This is a genomic window from Streptomyces sp. NPDC044061, assembly GCF_056434305.1.
In genome coordinates, this window is record NZ_JBWKFL010000021.1 from 35,640 (window position 1) to 55,419 (window position 19,780).

16 protein-coding genes are annotated in these 19,780 nt (G+C 73.1%); 3 read left to right on the top strand and 13 right to left on the bottom strand.

All coding sequences use genetic code 11. The features are described 5' to 3' along the window. Window positions 1-102: 102 nt before the first annotated feature. The 6 genes from AC07CM_RS30760 to AC07CM_RS30785 all read right to left on the bottom strand — a co-directional run bounded on the left by AC07CM_RS30760 (window position 103) and on the right by AC07CM_RS30785 (window position 7,235). A complete protein-coding gene (locus AC07CM_RS30760) occupies window positions 103-1,623 on the bottom strand; it encodes an aldehyde dehydrogenase family protein (protein WP_478879728.1) in 1,521 nt (506 codons plus the stop codon). A 204-nt stretch (window positions 1,624-1,827) separates the two neighbouring features. Continuing rightward, the gene (locus AC07CM_RS30765) at window positions 1,828-2,796 is read right to left on the bottom strand and encodes a DcrB/PsbP domain-containing protein (RefSeq protein ID WP_478879729.1); all 969 of its coding nucleotides are present in this window, start codon (window positions 2,794-2,796) and stop codon (window positions 1,828-1,830) included. A gap of 129 nt (window positions 2,797-2,925) precedes the next feature. After that, window positions 2,926-3,915 carry a malate dehydrogenase gene (locus tag AC07CM_RS30770; protein WP_478879730.1) on the bottom strand — a complete coding sequence of 330 codons (990 nt, stop codon included), beginning with the start codon at window positions 3,913-3,915 and terminating at the stop codon, window positions 2,926-2,928. A 385-nt stretch (window positions 3,916-4,300) separates the two neighbouring features. Continuing rightward, on the bottom strand, window positions 4,301-5,476 hold the full coding sequence (locus AC07CM_RS30775) for a helix-turn-helix domain-containing protein (RefSeq protein ID WP_478879731.1): 1,176 nt from the start codon (window positions 5,474-5,476) through the stop codon (window positions 4,301-4,303). 444 nt (window positions 5,477-5,920) lie between these two features. Beyond that, the gene (locus tag AC07CM_RS30780; RefSeq protein ID WP_478879732.1) at window positions 5,921-6,391 is read right to left on the bottom strand and encodes a DUF3017 domain-containing protein; all 471 of its coding nucleotides are present in this window, start codon (window positions 6,389-6,391) and stop codon (window positions 5,921-5,923) included. Continuing rightward, window positions 6,381-7,235 carry a bifunctional methylenetetrahydrofolate dehydrogenase/methenyltetrahydrofolate cyclohydrolase gene (locus AC07CM_RS30785; RefSeq protein WP_478879733.1) on the bottom strand — a complete coding sequence of 285 codons (855 nt, stop codon included), beginning with the start codon at window positions 7,233-7,235 and terminating at the stop codon, window positions 6,381-6,383. The genes AC07CM_RS30780 and AC07CM_RS30785 overlap by 11 nt, the downstream gene beginning before the upstream one ends. 264 nt (window positions 7,236-7,499) lie before the next feature. Between AC07CM_RS30785 and AC07CM_RS30790 the strand changes: the two genes are divergently transcribed. Beyond that, window positions 7,500-8,090, top strand: a complete 591-nt coding sequence (locus AC07CM_RS30790; RefSeq protein WP_478879734.1) for an RDD family protein — start codon at window positions 7,500-7,502, stop codon at window positions 8,088-8,090. A 102-nt stretch (window positions 8,091-8,192) separates the two neighbouring features. Here the strand turns inward: AC07CM_RS30790 and purH are convergent, their stop codons facing one another. Continuing rightward, entirely contained in the window at window positions 8,193-9,764 is a 1,572-nt protein-coding gene (purH, locus tag AC07CM_RS30795) for a bifunctional phosphoribosylaminoimidazolecarboxamide formyltransferase/IMP cyclohydrolase (RefSeq protein ID WP_478879735.1), read from the bottom strand. Next, the gene (gene purN / locus AC07CM_RS30800; RefSeq protein WP_478879736.1) at window positions 9,761-10,399 is read right to left on the bottom strand and encodes a phosphoribosylglycinamide formyltransferase; all 639 of its coding nucleotides are present in this window, start codon (window positions 10,397-10,399) and stop codon (window positions 9,761-9,763) included. The genes purH and purN overlap by 4 nt, the downstream gene beginning before the upstream one ends. 284 nt (window positions 10,400-10,683) lie before the next feature. Between purN and AC07CM_RS30805 the strand changes: the two genes are divergently transcribed. After that, a complete protein-coding gene (locus AC07CM_RS30805) occupies window positions 10,684-11,469 on the top strand; it encodes a hypothetical protein (protein WP_478879737.1) in 786 nt (261 codons plus the stop codon). Between the two features lie 11 nt (window positions 11,470-11,480). On the opposite strand, the gene AC07CM_RS30810 is transcribed toward AC07CM_RS30805, so the two are convergent. Next, on the bottom strand, window positions 11,481-13,274 hold the full coding sequence (locus tag AC07CM_RS30810; RefSeq protein ID WP_478879738.1) for a cell division protein PerM: 1,794 nt from the start codon (window positions 13,272-13,274) through the stop codon (window positions 11,481-11,483). Window positions 13,275-13,319: 45 nt separating this feature from the next. Between AC07CM_RS30810 and AC07CM_RS30815 the strand changes: the two genes are divergently transcribed. Then, window positions 13,320-14,204 (top strand): RNA polymerase sigma factor, encoded by an 885-nt coding sequence (locus tag AC07CM_RS30815; protein ID WP_478879739.1) that lies wholly within the window; start codon window positions 13,320-13,322, stop codon window positions 14,202-14,204. A gap of 105 nt (window positions 14,205-14,309) precedes the next feature. Here AC07CM_RS30815 and sucD read toward each other — a convergent pair whose 3' ends face one another. The 4 genes from sucD to AC07CM_RS30835 all read right to left on the bottom strand — a co-directional run bounded on the left by sucD (window position 14,310) and on the right by AC07CM_RS30835 (window position 19,748). Beyond that, window positions 14,310-15,194: a succinate--CoA ligase subunit alpha gene (gene sucD, locus AC07CM_RS30820; protein ID WP_478879740.1), complete on the bottom strand. Its 885-nt coding sequence runs from the start codon at window positions 15,192-15,194 to the stop codon at window positions 14,310-14,312. A 26-nt stretch (window positions 15,195-15,220) separates the two neighbouring features. After that, the gene (gene sucC / locus AC07CM_RS30825) at window positions 15,221-16,399 is read right to left on the bottom strand and encodes an ADP-forming succinate--CoA ligase subunit beta (RefSeq protein WP_478879741.1); all 1,179 of its coding nucleotides are present in this window, start codon (window positions 16,397-16,399) and stop codon (window positions 15,221-15,223) included. Between the two features lie 424 nt (window positions 16,400-16,823). Next, entirely contained in the window at window positions 16,824-18,821 is a 1,998-nt protein-coding gene (locus AC07CM_RS30830) for a hypothetical protein (protein WP_478879742.1), read from the bottom strand. A 144-nt stretch (window positions 18,822-18,965) separates the two neighbouring features. Continuing rightward, window positions 18,966-19,748, bottom strand: a complete 783-nt coding sequence (locus tag AC07CM_RS30835) for a hypothetical protein (RefSeq protein ID WP_478879743.1) — start codon at window positions 19,746-19,748, stop codon at window positions 18,966-18,968. Window positions 19,749-19,780: the final 32 nt, after the last annotated feature.

Consider the following 19,780-nt stretch of genomic DNA (forward strand, 5'->3'; position numbering starts at 1 on the left):
GGTGGGAGGCCGGGCGGAGTCCGGGAGCGGGGATGTGTGGGGCCCTGCTCCCGGACTCGTGCGCTGGGGGGTGCGCGCCGGCCGGGGGTCGGGGATGCGGGGTCAGCCGGCGAACCAGCGCACCGGCCTGGGTGCGAGGTTCTGGTAGACGTGCTTGGTCTCGCGGTACTCGGCGAGCCCGGCGGGTCCCAGTTCGCGGCCCGTGCCACTCCGGCCGAAGCCGCCCCACTCCGCCTGCGGCAGGTAGGGGTGGAAGTCGTTGATCCAGACGGTGCCGTGGCGCAGCCGGCCCGCGACCCGGCGGGCCCGGCCGGCGTCGGCGGACCAGACGGCACCGGCGAGGCCGTACTCGGTGTCGTTGGCGAGGCGGACGGCCTCGTCCTCCGTGCGGAAGGTCTCCACGGTGAGGACCGGCCCGAAGACCTCCTCGCGTACGACCCTCATCTCGCGGTGACAGGCGTCGAGGACGGTCGGCTCGTAGAAGTAGCCGCTCTCCGGGCGCTCGGGGGACGGCTCGGGACGCCGGCCGCCGCAGCGCAGCACCGCGCCCTCGGCCAGCGCGGAGGCGACGTAGGCCTCGACCTTGGCACGCTGCTGCTCCGAGACGAGGGGGCCGCACTCGACGCCGTCCGCGGTGCCCCGGCCGAGCCTGATCCGCTGTGCCCTGCGGGCGAGTTCGGCGACGAAGCGCTCCCGGAGGGACTCCTCCACGATGAGGCGGGAGCCGGCCGAGCAGACCTGACCGCTGTGGATGAAGGCGGCGTTGAGGGCCTGGTCGACGGCGGTGTCGAAGCCCTCCTCGGTGGCGCAGGCGTCGGCGAACACCACGTTGGGGTTCTTGCCGCCGAGTTCGAGGGCGACCTTCTTGACCGTCGGGGCGGCCGCCTGCGCGACCTTGGTGCCGCTGACCAGGCCGCCGGTGAAGGAGACCAGGTCGACGTCGGGGTGCTCGGCGAGCCGGGCGCCGACGGTGTGGCCGGGTCCGGTGACCAGGTTGGCCACTCCGGCGGGCAGGCCGGCCTCGGCCAGCAGCCTGATCAGCGCGATCGTGGTCATCGGGGTGATCTCGCTGGGCTTGAGCACGAAGGTGTTGCCCGCGGCGAGCGCCGGGGCGATCTTCCAGCTGGCCTGGAGCAGCGGGTAGTTCCAGGGGGTGATCAGCGCGCAGACACCGACCGGCTCGTGCACGACGACGCTGTGGATGTCGGGTGAGCCCGCGTCGACGACCCGGCCCGGGGCCTCGGCGGCGACCAGGTCGGCGAAGTAGCGGAAGGCGTCGGCGACGCAGTCGATGTCGACGCGGCCCTCCTCGACGGTCTTGCCCGCGTCCCGGCTCTCCAGCAGGCCGAGTTCCTCTCGGTCGCGCACCAGGAGGCCGGCGACGCGACGCAGCAGGGCGGCGCGTTCGGCGACGGGGGTGCCGGGCCAGGGGCCGTGGTCGAACGCCTGGCGGGCGGCTGCCACCGCGCGCTCCGCGTCCTTCTCGTCGCCCTCCGCGACCACGGCGAACGGCCGGGCGTCCGCGGGGTCGAGGATCTCGCGCGTGGCACCGGAGATCGCTTCCAGCCACTCGCCTCCCGCGTGGATGGTCGCCGAGGCCTGTCGTTCCGTTCTGTCCGCCATGATCGGTATTGCCTTCCGTTCCTGTTCAGTACCCCTGTGTCACATGCGTGTCACGCTCGGGGACCGCCACCGCCTGCCCCGGGCCCCTCGACGGCATGCGCAATCGACGGCCGAAAGTGCGCGGGGTCACTGAAAAGACGGCAGAAAACGGACAAAACCTGGCGGGCCTTGCTGACGTGTCCCTGCTCGGACTGGTACGGCCCGCTACGCGCAGGAGGTGTCCGTGGGGCAGAAGGAGGTGAGGGCCGAGGCGAGAGGGGCGCGGACCCGGCCGTCGGACAGCTGCTCCGGTCCGCTGGCGCGGATCGCGTAGAGCGTGCCGTCGGCCGCCCGGAAGCGGTGGTCGACGACCCGGCGGGCACCCTTGTCGGGGTCGTCGTAGCGGTACGACAGCTCGGCCCAGGTGTCGCCGGAGCGGCGGGCGAGGGCCTGGTAGCCGGGCTCGCGCGCGTAGCCGTAGCCCGGGTCGTTCTCGGCGAGGTCCAGGGACTCGGTCACGGTGGCCTCGGCCAGCTCGAAGATCTGCAGCTGACGGCCGTCGGACGGGGAGTCGTAGAACACCACGGTCGCCTTCTCCCCCTGCTTCTGCCGCCGGGTCCAGCCCTCGGGGACGGCGAGGCGGTAGCCGACGGGGTCGCGGACGACACGGTAACCCGCGGGCGTCGTCCCCTTGGGGACGGACGGGGTGGCCGGGGAGGCATCGGACGCGGAAGGGGTGGTGGGGGCGGAGGCCGGGGCCGAGGCGGAGACGGTGACACCGGTGGCCGGGGCGGACGCCGCCGGGGAGCCGGTGCCGGCACGGTCCCGGCCGAGGTACCAGACCCCGAAGCCGGCCCCGGCGCCGACCACGACCATGGCCATGACCAGGGCGATCAGCCGGCCGCCAGGGAGCCGCCGAGGGTCGGGCGCGGGCCCGTACGACGGCGGGGGGACCGGTCCCGGTGCGGGCGGCCCACCGGCGTAGGTGGGGGCGGTGGCCCAGGGCGGCGGAGGGCCGTCGGGGGCTGTGGGCGGGGGTGCCGGCACCGACGTCCGTGTCTCCTCGTACGCCCAGGCCGGCGGGGTGACCGGTGCCCCGGACGGCCAGGCCGCCCGGCCACTCTCCGCACCCGGCTCACGCTCGGGTCCGGAGTCGCGCCCCTCCTCGCTGTTCCATCCGTTCCAGCCGCTCATCACTTACCCCCCGAAACACCCACCCTGCACTGCTCTCGACAGTAGCGGTGAAAACGGGCGCGGGCCCCGCTCCGGACGAAACCGGAACGGAGCCCGCGCAGGCTCGCGACGAAACAGCCGAAGCCGGGATCAGATGAGGCCCAGGGAGCGGACCGCCTCGCGCTCCTCCTCGAGCTCCTTGACGGAGGCGTCGATGCGGGCGCGGGAGAACTCGTTGATGTCCAGGCCCTGGACGATCTCGTACTTGCCGTCCTTGACGGTGACCGGGAAGGAGGAGATCAGGCCCTCCGGGACGCCGTAGGAGCCGTCCGACGGGATGCCCATGGAGGCCCAGTCGCCCTCGGCGGTGCCGTTGACCCAGGTGTACACGTGGTCGATGGCGGCGTTGGCGGCGGAGGCGGCGGAGGACGCGCCACGGGCCTCGATGATCGCGGCACCGCGCTTGGCGACGGTCGGGATGAAGTCCTCGGCCAGCCACTTCTCGTCGCTGACGACCTCGGCGGCGTTCTTGCCGGCGATCGTGGCGTGGAAGATGTCCGGGTACTGGGTGGCGGAGTGGTTGCCCCAGATGGTCAGGCGCTTGATGTCGGCGACCGTGGAACCCGTCTTCTTCGCGAGCTGGGTCAGCGCGCGGTTGTGGTCCAGGCGGGTCATCGCGGTGAAGCGCTCGGCCGGGACGTCCGGCGCGGCGGCCTGCGCGATGAGCGCGTTGGTGTTGGCCGGGTTGCCGACGACGAGGACCTTGATGTCGTCTGCGGCGTGGTCGTTGATGGCCTTGCCCTGCGGCTTGAAGATGCCGCCGTTGGCCTCCAGCAGGTCGCCGCGCTCCATGCCCTTGGTGCGCGGGCGGGCGCCGACGAGGAGGCCTACGTTGGCGCCGTCGAAGGCGACGTTCGGGTCGTCGGTGATCTCGATGCCCTGCAGGAGCGGGAACGCACAGTCGTCCAGCTCCATGGCCGTGCCCTCGGCGGCCTTGAGCGCCGGGGTGATCTCCAGCAGGCGCAGCTTGACCGGCACGTCCGCGCCGAGCAGCTGGCCGGAGGCGATGCGGAAGAGCAGGGCGTAACCGATCTGGCCGGCCGCGCCGGTGACGGTGACGTTCACGGGAGTGCGGGTCATGGCGTTCTCCGTATGACAGCTGGCGGTGGGGCTTCGCTGCCCCGTGCGGATGATCGATCTCTTGGCGTCAAGAGAGATCCAGCGGTCAGGCTATCGCGCATCCGGCATGCGAGACGCCCGGGGCCCTGTGGCTCACCCCACAGGCCGGACGCCCGTGTCATGAAAGAGGCGGCCGCCCGTCCGGGAGAGGAGGGACAGGTCGGCCGCCGGTGGGGGGTACCGGCTTGCCGGACTCCCGTGGGGGTACGGTTCGCGTGCCCAGGATCCGGCGAGCCATTCCTCCGCCCACGAAATTCCACCCGAACCGGTGCCCCCGCGGTCTGCCCGCCGCGCCGCTTCCTGTCTCTCCGCTCCCCGCCCCGCTCCTTCGACGGGCCCCGCCCCGCTACTTCGTGCAGCCCGTCCGCCCGGAGGCGAGGGTCGCGCAGGCCTTGGCCTCGGCCGCGTCCTTCACAGCGACCATCGGTGTGTAGGCGATGGTGTCCCCGGCCGTGGTGATGTCACCCGTCTGGCGTGCCTTGCCCGCGGAGATCTGGACCTGGTCGCCCTGGGCGCCCCCGGTGATCCTTCCCCAGGCCGTGCCGCAGGTCTTGCTGTAGCGGACCTCCAGTGTGGTGGTGCCGACGGTGGCGGTATTGGCGGTGGTCACCAGATCGCCGCTGCACCCCATGGCCTCCGCGTCCTTGCCGGTGCAGGAGGAGCCGCTGCACTTGACCCCGGCGGGCAGGCTGGGGTTGGTGCTGGCGGTCGGGGAGGGCGACTTGGCGGCGCCCTCGTTCTTGCCGCCGCCGCGCTGGTCGGTGAAGAAGTAGACGGCCGCGACGACGACGAGGACACCGACGACACCCGCGAGGAACATCGTCAGCCGCCGCTTGCCCGCCTTGGCGGGCGCGCCGCCGGCGGTCCGCGGTGCCTGCGGCTGTCCGTCGTACGGATTCGGGGTGCCGGGCGTCCAGGCCGGACCGTCCGGCGTGGCCGCGGGCCGCGCACCGGTACCGGGACCGGGACCGGGCCGGGCGCTCGCCGGTGAGGGGCCCTGATAGCCCGCGAGCCGCCAGGAATTGACCTCCGGGTCCGAACCGCGGCCCGCGTTCTCCCGTCCGTCGGCGTCGGACGCCGTCGGCTGGGGCGGGATCGTCGGTGCGACGCCCGCCGGGCCGGCGACGCCCGCGGTCGCGGTGGTGCCGGCACCCCCGGGGGCCGTCCTGGTACCGCTCGTCCCCTCGGCCTCGGCGGCCCCGAACTCCCCGAGCGCGGCGCGCGCCTGGGAGATGCGGATCTGCTCCATGGTCCGGTCGTGCCGCATCTCGGCCCGGCTCCAGGCCCGTTCGGCCAGCTCCCACATGGTGGTGAGGTGGACCGGGCTGGTGCCGGTGACCTCAGCGAGCGCGACGATCGCCCCCTTGGGCGCGAGCAACCGGCCGCCCAGGTAACGCTCCCAGGACGTCTTGCTGTAGCCGGTCCGGTCGGCCAGCGCCGCGATGCTCAGGCCGCTGCGGTCCACGAGCCGCCTCAACTGGCTCGTGAACTCCTTGATCTGCGGATCCAGCTCATCCGGCAAGGCTTTCCATCGAGGCATTGTTTCCCCCTCTTTCCCCCCGGTTGGTGCCGTCGGTTCCCGCGCCGTTCCCCGCGGGTGACTTCACCGGCCCGGTCTGGTCCCCGGGTCCGGCACCCGTTCTGGCTACCCATGGGGATGCGCTGACCAAGGATCCCAGTTCCCGGAGCGGGGGCGCACAGGAGCATCGGTCCGGCTGGTTGTGCACCGGCCTCCACGGGGCCTTCGTAACGTATCCCCGATTCGTCGGCTTATCGACACCGCGGACACACATGTGGCAGTGCGCGGACACCGTAGCGGAACGGTCACTTCCGTGCCACAGCGCGCGGACAGCCGTTGAACAGCCCGTTCATGGCGCGGAAGGCTGGATCCCGGCGGCGGCTCGTCCTTGCTCGGGGGAGGGGACGGGCCGCCGTTCCGACGGGGCCACCCGCCGCGCGGGCGGCGCTACTTGTCGAGTGTGAAGTGCAGGGTGTCCTTCAGGAACGGGATCTCCAGCAACGGGTGGGGCTGGGCCATCAACGCCAGCAGCACGATCGCGAGGCCCAGTATCCCGTAGGTGACGATGTCCGTGAAGCGCGAGCGGACGGCGAGCATCCCCACGCTCGGCAGCGTCCAGCGCATGACCGCGCCGGCCAGCAGGGCGGCACCGATCAGCAGGGTGCCGAAGCGGAACACGTCCAGCGCGGTCAGCAGCAGGCCGAGCGCGACCGTGGACAGCACCACGAGCATGGGCCACTGCCGGGCGGGCGCCGGGGCGTCACCGGGTGCGGCCCGGCCGCCGCCCTCGGGGCGCGCGGTGTCCTTGGTGAACAGCGGGAAGCGGCGTGTGACGCGCCGCGGGCGCCCCTCGGTGTCGGGGGCGCTGATCGCGTCGCGCACCGTCGGCTCCGTGCCGTGGGTGTCCTCAGCCGGCACTGCGCTCCGCCGCCTCGACCACGTTGACCAGCAGCTGCGCCCGGGTCATCGGGCCGACGCCGCCGGGGTTGGGGGAGATCCAGCCGGCCACCTCGAGCACGTCCGGGTGGACGTCACCGACGATCTTCCCCTCGGCGTTGCGGGAGACGCCGACGTCCAGGACGGCCGCGCCCGGCTTGACGTCCTCGGCGCTGATCAGGTGCGGGAAGCCGGCCGCCGCGACGATGATGTCGGCCCGCTTGAGGTGGGCGGACAGGTCACGGGTGCCGGTGTGGCACTGGGTCACCGTGGCGTTCTCGCTGCGCCGGGTCAGCAGCAGCGGCATCGGGCGGCCGATGGTCACCCCGCGGCCGACCACCACGACCTCGGCGCCCTTGATCTCCACGCCGTGGGCGCGCAGCAGGCTGATGATGCCGTTGGGGGTGCAGGGCAGCGGCGCCGGCTCGTTCAGGACGAGACGGCCGAGGTTCATCGGGTGCAGGCCGTCCGCGTCCTTGGCCGGGTCCATCAGCTCCAGGATGCGGTTCTCGTCGATGCCCTTGGGGAGCGGCAGTTGGACGATGTAACCGGTGCAGGCGGGGTCCTCGTTCAGCTCCCGGACGACCGCCTCGATCTCCTCCTGGGTGGCCGTGGCGGGCAGCTCCCGCTGGATGGAGGCGATGCCGACCTGCGCGCAGTCGCGGTGTTTGCCGGCGACGTACTTCTGGCTGCCGGGGTCGTCCCCGACCAGGATCGTGCCGAGGCCGGGCGTGACGCCCCTCTCCTTCAGCGCCGCCACGCGGGCGGTCAGATCGGACTTGATCGCGGCTGCGGTGGCCTTGCCATCGAGAATCTGGGCGGTCATGACTCCATCCTCGCGGATGACCGGCGCCTGGTTCCAATCCGGGTGCCCCCTGACCGGGCCCCCACACGCGGTCCGGAGGCCCGTCCTTGATCGACGATGTTGCACTTGCACAACACCTCGCGAATCCGGCTGGACAAGAATCGGCCTCTCCCACGACGATGAACGGCGCAGTTTCGCGGTCCGGTTGGGGGCAAACCGCTCAGATCCTGACGATCCTCCGTGCCTTCCGCGTCGTCCCCGCAGTGTCAACGGAGGAAACCCGCCATGAGTTTCGGCTCGCCCAACAATCCCTACGGCCAGCCGCAGGAGCCGCAGCAGCCCTACGGCTACCCGCAGCAGCCCGGTTACCAGCAGGCACCGCAGGGCGTCCCGCCACAGGGCGTGCCGCCGCAGCAGGGCTACGGCTATCCGCAGCAGCCGGGCTACCCGGGCTACCCCCAGCAGGGCGGATACGGCTACGGCGCCCAGCCGCCGTACGCGAACTGGGGACAGCGCTTCCTCGGCACCCTGGTCGACGGCCTGGTGTTCGCCGTGCCGTACATCCTGGTGATCGTCGGCAAGGACAACGCCGCGCTGTCGGCCATCGGCGGGCTCGCCCTCATCGCGATCGCGATCTGGCAGCTGATCCAGGAGGGCCGTACCGGCCAGACGATCGGCAAGAAGGCGCTGGGCATCCGCCTGGTGAAGGAGGAGACCGGCCAGCCGCTCGGCGTGGGCATGGCCTTCGTCCGCCGTCTCGCCCACTTCCTGGACAGCCTGGCCTGCTACCTGGGCTGGCTGTGGCCGGCGTGGGACTCCAAGCGCCAGACGTTCGCCGACAAGGTCTGCGGCTCGATCGTCATCAAGACGCAGTGAGCACCGTCGTCCGGACGCGGTGAGCTGAGCACCTGAACGGCGAAGCGGCCTCCGGCCCCCCGCACGGGGGCCGGAGGCCGCTTCGATCGTTGCCCCGGGGGCTCAGTGGAAGAAGTGGCGCGTGCCCGTGAAGTACATGGTCACGCCCGCCTTCTTGGCGGCCTCCACGACCAGCTCGTCACGGATCGAGCCGCCCGGCTGGACGATCGCCCGGACGCCCGCGGCGATGAGGATCTCGGGGCCGTCCGGGAAGGGGAAGAAGGCGTCGGAGGCCGCGTAGGAGCCACGGGCCCGCTCCTCACCGGCCCGCTCGACCGCCAGCTTGCAGGAGTCGACGCGGTTGACCTGGCCCATGCCGACGCCGACCGAGGCGCCGTCCTTGGCGAGCAGGATCGCGTTGGACTTCACCGCGCGGCACGCCTTCCAGGTGAAGGCCAGCTCCTTCAGCTCGTCGGCGGAGAGCGCCTCGCCCGTCGCCAGCGTCCAGTTGGCCGGGTCGTCGCCGTCGTCCTGCAGCCGGTCGGTCTCCTGCAGCAGCACACCGCCGTCGACCGGCTTGACCTCGACCGGGTTGGCCGGGCCGGTCGGGGCCTTCAGGACCCGGATGTTCTTCTTCTTGGTGAGGGCCTCCAGGGCCCCCTCCTCGTAGCCGGGCGCGACGATGACCTCGGTGAAGATCTCCGCGACCTGCTCGGCCAGCTCCTTGCTGACCGGACGGTTCACGGCGATGACACCGCCGTAGGCGGAGACCGGGTCGCAGGCGTGCGCCTTGCGGTGCGCCTCGGCGACGTCCGCGCCGACCGCGATGCCGCACGGGTTGGCGTGCTTGATGATCGCGACGCACGGCTCGTCGTGGTCGTACGCGGCACGGCGGGCGGCGTCCGTGTCCGTGTAGTTGTTGTACGACATCTCCTTGCCGTGCAGCTGCTCGGCCTGCGCGAGACCGGAGCCGCCGGCGTCGACGTACAGCGCGGCCGGCTGGTGCGGGTTCTCGCCGTAGCGCAGGGTGTGCGCGCGCTCCCAGGTGGCGCCGAGGAAGTCGGGGAACCGCGACTCGTCGACGGGCGCGTAGGAGGAGGCGAACCAGGAGGCGACGGCCACGTCGTAGGCGGCCGTGTGCTGGAAGGCCTCGGCGGCGAGCCGCTTGCGGGTGGTGAGGTCGAAGCCGCCGGCCTGCACGGCGGCCAGGACGTCGGCGTACCGCTCGGGGCTGGTGACCACGGCGACGGAGGGGTGGTTCTTGGCGGCGGCGCGGACCATCGACGGACCGCCGATGTCGATCTGCTCCACGCACTCGTCGGGCGAGGCGCCGGAGGCGACGGTCTCCCGGAACGGGTAGAGGTTGACCACGACCAGGTCGAACGGCTCCACGCCCAGCTCGGCGAGCTGCTCACGGTGGCTGTCCAGACGCAGGTCCGCGAGGATGCCCGCGTGCACCTTCGGGTGCAGCGTCTTGACCCGGCCGTCCAGGCACTCGGGGAAGCCGGTCAGCTCCTCGACCTTGGTGACGGGGACACCGGCGGCGGCGATGCGGCCGGCCGTGGACCCGGTGGAGACGAGCTCGACACCGGCCTCGTGCAGCCCGCGCGCGAGGTCTTCGAGGCCGGTCTTGTCGTAGACGCTGACGAGCGCCCGGCGAATGGGCCGCTTGGTGCTCTCGGCGGTGGCGGTCACTGGATAACTACCTTTCGTCCCTCAATGCGATAGCCGTTGCGGGCGAGCCGCCCCACGACCTCGACGAGCAGCCTTCGCTCGACTTCCTTGATGCGCTCGTGCAGCGCGCTCTCGTCGTCCTCGTCCCGGACCTCGACCACGCCCTGCGCGATGATCGGCCCGGTGTCGACGCCGTCGTCGACGAAGTGGACGGTGCAGCCGGTGACCCTGGCTCCGTACGCGAGCGCGTCGCGCACGCCGTGGGCCCCGGGAAAACTGGGCAGCAGGGCCGGGTGGGTGTTGACGAACCGCCCGCCGTACCGCGCGAGGAACTCCTTGCCCACGATCTTCATGAACCCGGCGGAGACCACGAGGTCGGGCTCGTACGCGGCCACGGTCTCGGCGAGCGCGGCGTCCCACTCCTCGCGGGTGGCGAAGTCCTTCACCCGGCAGACGAACGTCGGCAGCCCGGCCCGTTCGGCGCGGGCGAGCCCCTCGATGCCGGCGCGGTCGGCCCCGACGGCCACGATCCGCGCGCCGTACGACTCGGCTCCGGTGCGCTCGATCTCGTCCAGGAGCGCCTGCAGGTTGGTGCCGGATCCGGAGACCAGCACGACAAGGCGCTTGACCGCTTGGCCAGCGGGGGTGGCGGCCACGGTGGGGCCCTTTCTCGGGGAAGCGATGTGTCCAGCCGGCGGTTTGTACAGTCGTACGAATGCTTCGCGCCCCGGGATACGGGGAAGTCTACGAAGCGGCCGACCGTCAGCAACGATACCGGCACTCACGAAGGCCCCCACGGGACGGGGGCGTGGCCGGAAGGTAGCGTTCGGGGGGAATCAAGCGGGAGCTGCCTCCGGGAACGCGGTCGCCGTGCGGTGCGTTCACGGGGTGGAAGCTCATGTCGCACAGCCGTATTCACCTAGGGGAAGACGCTCTTTTGATGCCCGACCGCAGCCTGCGACTCCTCACGTTCCCCTCGCGCCCGGCCCAGTGGGGCGAGCGTGGTGCCGTGCTGCTGCGGGAGCGGCCGGCCTCGCCGCCCGAGGCACCCGGGGGCGGTCGTGACGGCGACGGGCGCGGTGGTGAGCAGCAGGACGACAACCCGTTCGCCCCGCCGCCCGAGGGCAGTCCGGACCGGCCGTGGCAGCCCCGGCACCCCGAGGGGTCCTCGGGCTCCGGGGGCGGCTCGTGGGGCAGCCAGTGGAGCGACCGCCAGCCCGGCCGCTCGCCGGGCGGTTTCGGCGAGCGGCCCGGCGGCGGCCCCGAGGGTCCGGGCGGCCCGAACGGTCCGAGCGGCCCCGGCGGCATGCGCTGGGACCCGACGGACCCGGTGCAGCGCCGGGCTCGGTACGCGCTGCTGTCCGGCATGTGGGCCGTCTTCTTCGCCCTGTTCAGCTGGCCGTACGTGGCCCTGCTGCTGGGCGCGCTGGCCCTGTACTGGGGCATCAGCGCCCTGCGTGCCAAGCCCCGCAGATCCGACCCGGACACCCCCGCCCCCGCCCCCGCCCCGGCCCCGGGCGCCCGCCCGCAGACCACGGCGGCGATCGGCGGCCTGGTCACGGCCTCGCTGGCGCTGGTTCTGGTCGCCACGACCTTCACCGTGCAACTGGTCTACCGCGACTACTACACCTGTGTCAGCGACGCCCTGACCCACGAGGCCAAGCAGTCCTGCGACCAGCTCCTGCCGAAGGAGCTGCGAGGAGTGCTGGGGGTCGGCAACAGCTGACGGGCGACGGCCTACGGGGTACCTTCCGGTTCCGGTCCCTCGGGCTCGCCGGGCGCTTCGGCCGTGCCCGTGGAGGGTTCCCTGTGAGGTGATCGGTCGGCCGGTGCCGGCGACTCGCCGGGCCGGTGGGACGGCTCCTGGGGCGCCGCGGCGGCCCGGAGCGCCGCCCAGCGGGAGGCGCGGGAGAGGTCGTCGTGCTGCCAGGACGGCGGGTACGGGTCCTGCGCGGGCAGGAAGTCGTACAGCTCGTCCTCGGCGGGCCCGGCGAGCGCGGATGCAGGACGACTCGCCCCCTTCGCCGCCTTCCCCGACGCGTCCCTCTCCGGCCCCTTCCCGGCGGACTTCAGGGATTCTTTCGCGCCCTCCTTCGCGGCATCGTTCTTCACGGCTTCCCTCTTCGCGGCCTCCTCGGCTGCCGTCCTCGCCGCCGTCGGCTCCGTCCCCTGCCCGGGGACCTTGCGCAGTGCCCGCCGCAGCCCCCACAGCCGGCAGGCCCGCACCGTCAGTGCCACCGGCGTTCCGACCACCGTGATCCAGATCCCGGCCGCTCCCCCGCTCTGCCACCACACCGGTCCGAAGCGGGCCAGCGCGGCCACGCCCAGGGGGCCGCCGGACAGCTCGGCGAGGAGGGCGAGGAACCCCGCGCAGACCAGCGCCGACAGCACCAGCACGCCGACGGTCCGAGCCGCCGACCAGGGCACCGGCGGCTCGGCGGCCCCCTCATGCGCCCCCTGCTCCCCGCGCCGCACGGCCGCCCGCGCCACCAACCAGGCGACCGCCACCCCGGCCGCCACCGGCACCAGTCCCGTCGCCTCGTCGAGCCGTGTGCCGGGCCCCGCGTCCGGTACCGCCGCGAGCAGCGGGAAGGGGGGCAGCAGCGGGGCCGGGTCGGAGGCGAGGGGGTGCACCAGGTGCCCGGTGCCGAGGGTGAAGCCGGGTCCGAGGGCGTACGACGCCGACCACACCGCCGCGTTGGGGATCAGCGCGATGCCGAGGAGCAGGACGGCGAACCGGCCGGTCCAGCCCTCCGTCAGCTGCAGGAAGGACGCCCGTGCCGCCGGGCCGTGCAGCACCAGCGACACCCCGACCAGCAGCGCCCCGCCCCCGAAGAGCACCGCCGTGCCGGCCCCGGCGGCCCGTACGGCCGCCCGCAGCCGCGGCCACGCGTCGGACCCGAACAGCAGCCGCCGCACCGGTCCCGGCAGCACCAGCAGCAGGCTGAGCACCGGCTCGCGCGGGTTGCCGTGCGCCGACCACACCCCGGCCGCCGCCGCGCTCGCCGCCACGAGCGGCAGACACACCGTCACCCACCCCCATGAGGGGCGCAGTTCGCTGCCGGAGCAGTACAGCGCGGCCGCGCAGCCCACGCCGAGGTAGCCGAGAACCACCCCTGTCCACGCGGTGTGCGCCGGGACCGGTGGCGGCCCGTCGGGTTCGGTGGGCATGTCCGTCGCGTCCCGCGCGGCCCGGTACAGCAGCCACACCGGCAGCGCCAGGAGCAGCAGCGGGGTCACGCCCACCGGCAGGGGAGCGCCGGAGAGCGTGTCGGTGCGGACCAGCTGGACCCCGTGCGCCAGCAGCCACAGTGCGGCGGCGACGTGCAGCGCGCCGCCCGGCCCGCTGTCGGGGTACGGCGAGCTGATCCACAGCGCGAGCACGAGGACGGCGATGGAGCCGAGGCCGAGCCCGGCGGCGACGGCACCGCCCAGGAAGCTCGCGCCCAGCCCGGGCGATCGGTCGTGCAGCCGACGCAGCAGGTGCGACAACAACGGTCGGCGAGCGGTCATCAGGGTCACGCCCGCCATGCTCCCAACGACACGCGCTTTCCCGTCGTAACGGGAGAACGCCCGATGTGTCGCCCAATATATGTTTATGTACTTTTTCGTACGAAGGGGTGGTGTCCTGTGACGGAGAACCCTGCCCACCCGCTGCCGCCTGCCCTGACGGCCGATCAGGCCTTCGACGCGCTGTACGCGTTCAGCGCTGCCGCCCTCGTACGGCAGACCTACCTGCTCACCGGGCGCCGGGAGCTGGCCCGGGAGTCCGTGGAGCGGGCCTTCCAGCTCGCGTGGCAGCGCTGGCCGGAGGTGGCCCAGGACCGGGATCCGGCCGGCTGGGTGCGGGCGATCGCGTACGAGTGCGCCCTCTCCCCCTGGCACCGCTTCCGCCCGCGCTACCGCTCCCCCGAACCCCCGCCCGCCGCCCCCGCCGACCGCGCGCTGCTGCACGCCCTGCTGACGCTTCCGCCGGTCTACCGGCGCACGCTCGTCCTGTACGACGGTGTCGGCCTCGACCTGCCGGAGACGGCGGCGGAGACGGAGGCGAGCACCCCGGCCGCCGCCGGCCGGGTCACCCATGCCCGTCGGGTCGTGGCCGAACAGGTCCCGGCCCTGGCCGATCCCGCCCTGCTGCACCGGCGCCTGACCGAACTGGCCTCCTCGGAACGGCTGCTCGCGGCCAGACCGACCGCGGTACGCACGTGCGGCGAACGACGGAACGTCTTCTGGACCCGCGCGGCCATCGCCTTCACGGTCACGATCATCGGCGCGACGACACTGACCCTGCGCACCGCACCGACCCACTACGAGCCCCCCGTCGCCCCGGCCCAGGCGGTCCAGGGCGTGCCGCCTCCGGCGGCCATGGGTCCCCTGTCCCAGGAGGAGTCGGCACTGCGGGCGAAGCTGCACCGTGAGGAGGCGAACGGTCCGGAGCGGCTTCGGCCGGAGAGCCGGTGAACGACCGCTGTTCCGCACGGGCCCGCGGCGAACAGCCGTGAACGTCGGTGGGCCCGTCCCCGAGGGGGACGGGCCCACCGACGTTCAGCCGTGCGACCGGGGCACTCAGGCGGAGAGGATCTCCCGCGCCAGCTTCGCCGTCTCGGTCGGCGTCTTGCCGACCTTGACGCCGGCGGCCTCGAGGGCCTCCTTCTTCGCCTGGGCGGTGCCGGACGAACCGGAGACGATGGCACCGGCGTGGCCCATCGTCTTGCCCTCGGGGGCGGTGAAGCCCGCGACGTAGCCGACGACCGGCTTGGTCACGTTCTCCTTGATGAACGCGGCCGCGCGCTCCTCGGCGTCGCCACCGATCTCACCGATCATGACGATCAGGTCGGTCTCGGGGTCGTTCTGGAACGCGGCGAGGGCGTCGATGTGCGTGGTGCCGATGATCGGGTCACCACCGATGCCGACGGCCGTCGAGAAGCCGATGTCACGCAGCTCGTACATCATCTGGTACGTCAGCGTGCCGGACTTCGAGACCAGACCGATGCGGCCCGGCTTGGTGATGTCGCCCGGGATGATGCCGACGTTGGACTGGCCCGGGGTGATGATGCCGGGGCAGTTCGGGCCGATGATGCGGGTCTTGTTGCCCTTCTTGCCGGCGTACGCCCAGAAGGCGGCCGTGTCGTGCACGGCGATGCCCTCGGTGATCACGACGGCCAGCGCGATCTCGGCGTCGATGGCCTCGACGACCGCGTCCTTGGTGAACTTCTCCGGCACGAAGATGACGGAGACGTTGGCGCCGGTCTTCTCGATGGCCTCCTTGACGGTGCCGAAGACGGGTACCTCGGTGCCGTCGAAGTCCACGGTCGTGCCCGCCTTGCGCGGGTTCACGCCGCCCACGACGTTGGTGCCGTCGCCGAGCATGAGCTTGGTGTGCTTCATGCCGGTGGAGCCGGTCATGCCCTGGACGATGACCTTGCTGTCCTTGTTGAGCCAGATAGCCATGGTGGTTTTAGTCCTCGTCCTCGTGCTTACTTGGCGGCGGCCAGCTCGGCGGCCTTGTCGGCCGCGCCGTCCATGGTGTCGACGCGCTGCACCAGCGGGTGGTCGGCGTCCGTGAGGATCTGCCGGCCCAGCTCGGCGTTGTTGCCGTCGAGACGGACGACGAGCGGCTTGGTGACGTTCTCGCCGCGGTCCTCCAGGAGCTTCAGGGCCTGGACGATGCCGTTGGCGACCTCGTCGCAGGCGGTGATGCCACCGAAGACGTTCACGAAGACGGACTTGACGTCCGGGTCGCCCAGGATGATCTCCAGGCCGTTCGCCATCACCTGGGCGGAGGCGCCACCGCCGATGTCCAGGAAGTTGGCGGGCTTGACGCCACCGTGGTTCTCACCGGCGTACGCGACGACGTCCAGGGTGCTCATGACGAGACCCGCGCCGTTGCCGATGATGCCGACCTCGCCCTCGAGCTTGACGTAGTTGAGGCCCTTCGCCTTGGCCGCGGCCTCGAGCGGGTTGGCCGCGTCCTTGTCGTGGAGCGCCTCGTACTCGGGGTGGCGGAACTCGGCGTTCTCGTCGAGCGACACCTTGCCGTCGAGGGCGATGACCTCGCCCGAGGCGACCTTCGCGAGCGGGTTGACCTCGACGAGGAGGGCGTCCGACTTGATGAAGGTGTCCCACAGCTTGACGAGGACGTTCACGACCTTGTCCGCGACGGCGGCCGGGAACTTGGCGGCCTCGACGATCTCGCGGGCCTTGGCCTCGTCCACACCGTCGATCGGGTCGATCGCGGTCTTGGCCACGGCCTCCGGACGGGTGGCCGCCACCTCCTCGATCTCCATGCCGCCCTCGACGGAGGCGATGGAGAGGAAGGTGCGGTTGGCACGGTCGAGGAGGAAGGAGACGTAGTACTCCTCGAGGATCTCCGGAGCGGTCTCGGCGATCATGACCTTGTGGACCGTGTGGCCCTTGATGTCCATGCCGAGGATGTCCGTCGCACGGGCGACGGCCTCGTCCGCGGAGGCGGCCAGCTTGACGCCACCGGCCTTGCCGCGACCACCGACCTTCACCTGCGCCTTGACGACGGACTTGCCGCCCAGCCGCTCGGTGATCTCGCGCGCCGCCTCAGGCGTGTCGATGACTTCACCGGCCAGCACCGGTACATCGTGCTTGGCGAAGAGGTCCCTCGCCTGGTACTCGAACAGGTCCACGCGCTTCCGTCCCTATCAGTGATCTCGCGGTTCGTTGGATGCGTGGGCGTGCCGCGAAGGGCAACCGTGACGTCCGCTGTGTCACAAGGGAAGCGCACACGGTGTCCGAGCGCGCGGCATGTCCGTCTCGCAGGTTATCGCCGCTTGCTGGGGCTCCCTAAATCGAGGGTCACACCTGAGCGGTGATACCTGTCACATGATGCCTGGTTTCCTGGCACGCCGTGCCGCCATCGAGGTGATGTGCGAGGCCTCACCGGGCTGGGGTTGACCCGGTGAGGCCTCTGGACGGGCCCCCGAGGGGGCCCGGGGCGGTTGATCCCCACCCCAATGGGGACCACCCGCCCCCTTCCGCGGGGTCCGGCCGGACGGACCGACGGCGTTCGGCCGTCCGGGTGCGGCGGCCCGCGGAGCTCGGTCGGGGCGCTCAGCCCCGGTAGCTGATGCCCTGCCGCCCGTCCCGCACGCCGTACGGGTCCGTCAGGTCCTGGAGGTGACCCGGGGCGACGGACCGGGCGACTCCCCCGACACCGTCGGCGGCGTGCCCGGCGAGCGGGCCGCCGGCGGCCCGCACCGTGGCCGTGAGGTCCTGCGCGAAGGGCCCGACCTGCTGGGTGAGGGGCCCGGTCTCGCCGGCCACCCCGCCGGCGAAGGGACCGGCCTCGCCCGCCACGCCGTACGCCAGCCCCGCGGCGCTGCCGCCGACCCCGTCGACGACGGGGGACACCGTCCCGGTGACCGTGTCCACGACCGGCCGCACGGCACCGGTGACCCCGGCCGCGAACGGCGGCACCTGCCCGGTCACGCCGTCGGCGAAGTCACCCGCCTGCCCGGTCACCCCGTGGGCGAGCGGCGGTACGGCGTTCACGACACCGCCCGCGAAGGGCCGCACGTCACCGGCCACGCCGTATGCGAGCGTCCCGGCGTCCGCCACGGCCTGCCCGGCGACCGGCACGATCCCGTGCACGACGGCCTGGGCGACGGGCGGCAGTACGGCGCCGGTGGTGTCGTCCGCGACCTGGCCGACCAGCCCGGTGGCGTACGGCGGAACGTCCGCGCGGAGCCCGTCGGCGACCGGCAGCGCGTCGGCGAGGGCGCCGCCGGCGACGCCGTGCGCATCGGTGACGGCGCCCGCGCCGGCCCCGTGCACTCCGCCCACCGTGCCCGTGGCCACGTCGTACACGTCGCCCACCGTGCCCGTGGTGAACCCCTGCACACCGGTCACGGCGTCCGCCGCGACTCCGTGCGCACGGGTCACGGCGTCCATGGCGGTCCGGTGCACATCCGCGACCGCGGCCGTGGCGGTGCCCTGCGCGCCTGCCGCCGCACCTGAGGCGGTGTCCCGCGCCCCCGTGACCGCGTACCCGGCTGTGGGCAGTACGCCCGTCAGCGTGCCCGTAGCGGTCCCCTGCAGGCCCGTCACCGCGGTCGTGGCGGTGCCGTGGACGCCCACGACCGCGTGCCCCGCGGTCGGCGGCACCTCCGTCACCGCCTCGCCGGCGACCGGCAGCACCCCGGCCACGGCGGCGGAGGCCACCGGCGGGACGGCCGCGGCGGCCGTCCCGTCCACGACGGGGGCGACAGTGCCCGGCACGGCCCGCACGGTGCCGACGACCCGCTGCTCAGCGCCGTCGGCCGTGCCGGTGACGTGCGCCGGTACCGAGGCGACGGTGGCCTCGGCGGCGCCGGTCACCGCTGCCGTCTCGCCGCTCGCGACGGCCGTAGCGCCGGCGGTCCGGCCCTGCGCCCCCGCCACGGTCCGCTGCGCCGTGGTCCGTACGGCGCCCTCGACGCCCGCGGTCCGCAGGCGCGCGGCCGCCTGGGTGGCCTGGAGCTTGGTCTGGGCGGCGGCCAGGGCCTCCTCCACCTCGGGGGCGAAGGAGGAGAGGGGGCCGAAGAGGTAGTCGATCTCGTCCTGCGGGGACGGGGCCGACAGGTGGGTGGCCCTGTGGGTCGCCTCGGTGGCCCTGCCGGTGACCCCGGCGGCCTTTGCCCGCGTGTGCCGTGCCTGTGCCTCGGCGTGTGCCTGGGCGGCGCGGGCGGCCTGGGCGCCCTTGATGGCCTGGCCGCCCCTGATGTCCGCGCCGGCAGGGACCTTCGCGTCGACGTGGCGGTGGGCGGGGTCGGCCGTGCGGGTGACGGTCCGGGCCGGCTGCTGCGCCCTGGCCGCCGTGCCGGAGACGGTCGAGGTGGCCGTGCCCGTCACGTCCGAGACGGTGTCGTGGAGGGTGTCGTGGACGGTGTCGTGGACGTCGGAGAGGACGCCGTCGACGGTGTCGGTGAGGGTCCCGGTGGTGCCCTCGGTGTCCGGTACGGAGACCGACGGGGTGGACAGCTCGTCGGCGCTGGCCGCGGCCGAGCCGAGCGCCCAGGCGCCGGTGACACCGGCGGCTATCACGATCGAACGGCGGATGTTCTTGTTCATGCGTGCGTCAAGTCCTTCGGAAACGGCTGAACGGCTAGGGAGGTTCCGTCCGAGAGCACCGGGCGGGCCGGCGGTCCGACGGAGCGGGCAGACCTGTTCCGCCCCCGCGCGGCAGGTCCGTGGCGGGGAGGTGGGCCCTGTGGCCTAGCCGGGGAAGACCGGGATGTCCCGGTGCCGTTCCCGGGTCCGGGGCGCGTCGACGCGCGCGGCGGCGCCGGGCAGGAGCCGCAGGGGCGCCCGGCCGGCGGGGGTGACGGCATGCGCGTCACCGTGGCGGGACACGGAGCCGTCGGCCACCTGCTTGCCGAGCACACCGTCCGGGTCCCCGGGGGGATCGTGCTGCGCGGGCGGCCCGGCGGGTGGGGCGGGGCGGGGGGATGCGTGCGCCGGGGCCTCGGGTGTGTGGGCGGGGCGCGTGAGGAGCGGTCCGTACACGTTGGCCGACGGCCGCGCGGGCACGGCGGTACGCGTCTCGGCGCGGGTCTCGGTGCGGACCTGGTGGCCCTGGTCCGTCGCCGGTGCCATGCCGCCGTACCGGTGCGGCCGGGGTTCCGGGACGGCCGGCGCCGGCAACGGACGCACCGGCAGCCCGGAGCCCTCTGGAGGCGTCGGCAGGGGCGCGGTGGGGGCGGCGGGCAGCGTCGGCGCCTTGGCCCGTGTCTCCTCGAGGGTCTCGGCGGCCGTGTGCACCACGTCCCGCACGGGGGTGACGACCCGTTCGGTGACCGTTCGGGGGGCGACGAGCCGTTCGGTGACGGTTCGCACCGCGTCCGCCGGCCCGGCGACCGGACGCGCGGACGTCGGCGGGGCCACCGGCGCCCCCTCGGCCGCGTGGGCCTGCTCCCCGCAGAGGAACCCGAGCAGGAACAAACCACCGACCAGCAGACCCAGTTGCAGCGCACGCCGCCCAGCCGCCGTACGCAGCACGCGCACAGCGGTACCGAATGGAGCGGCTGGCA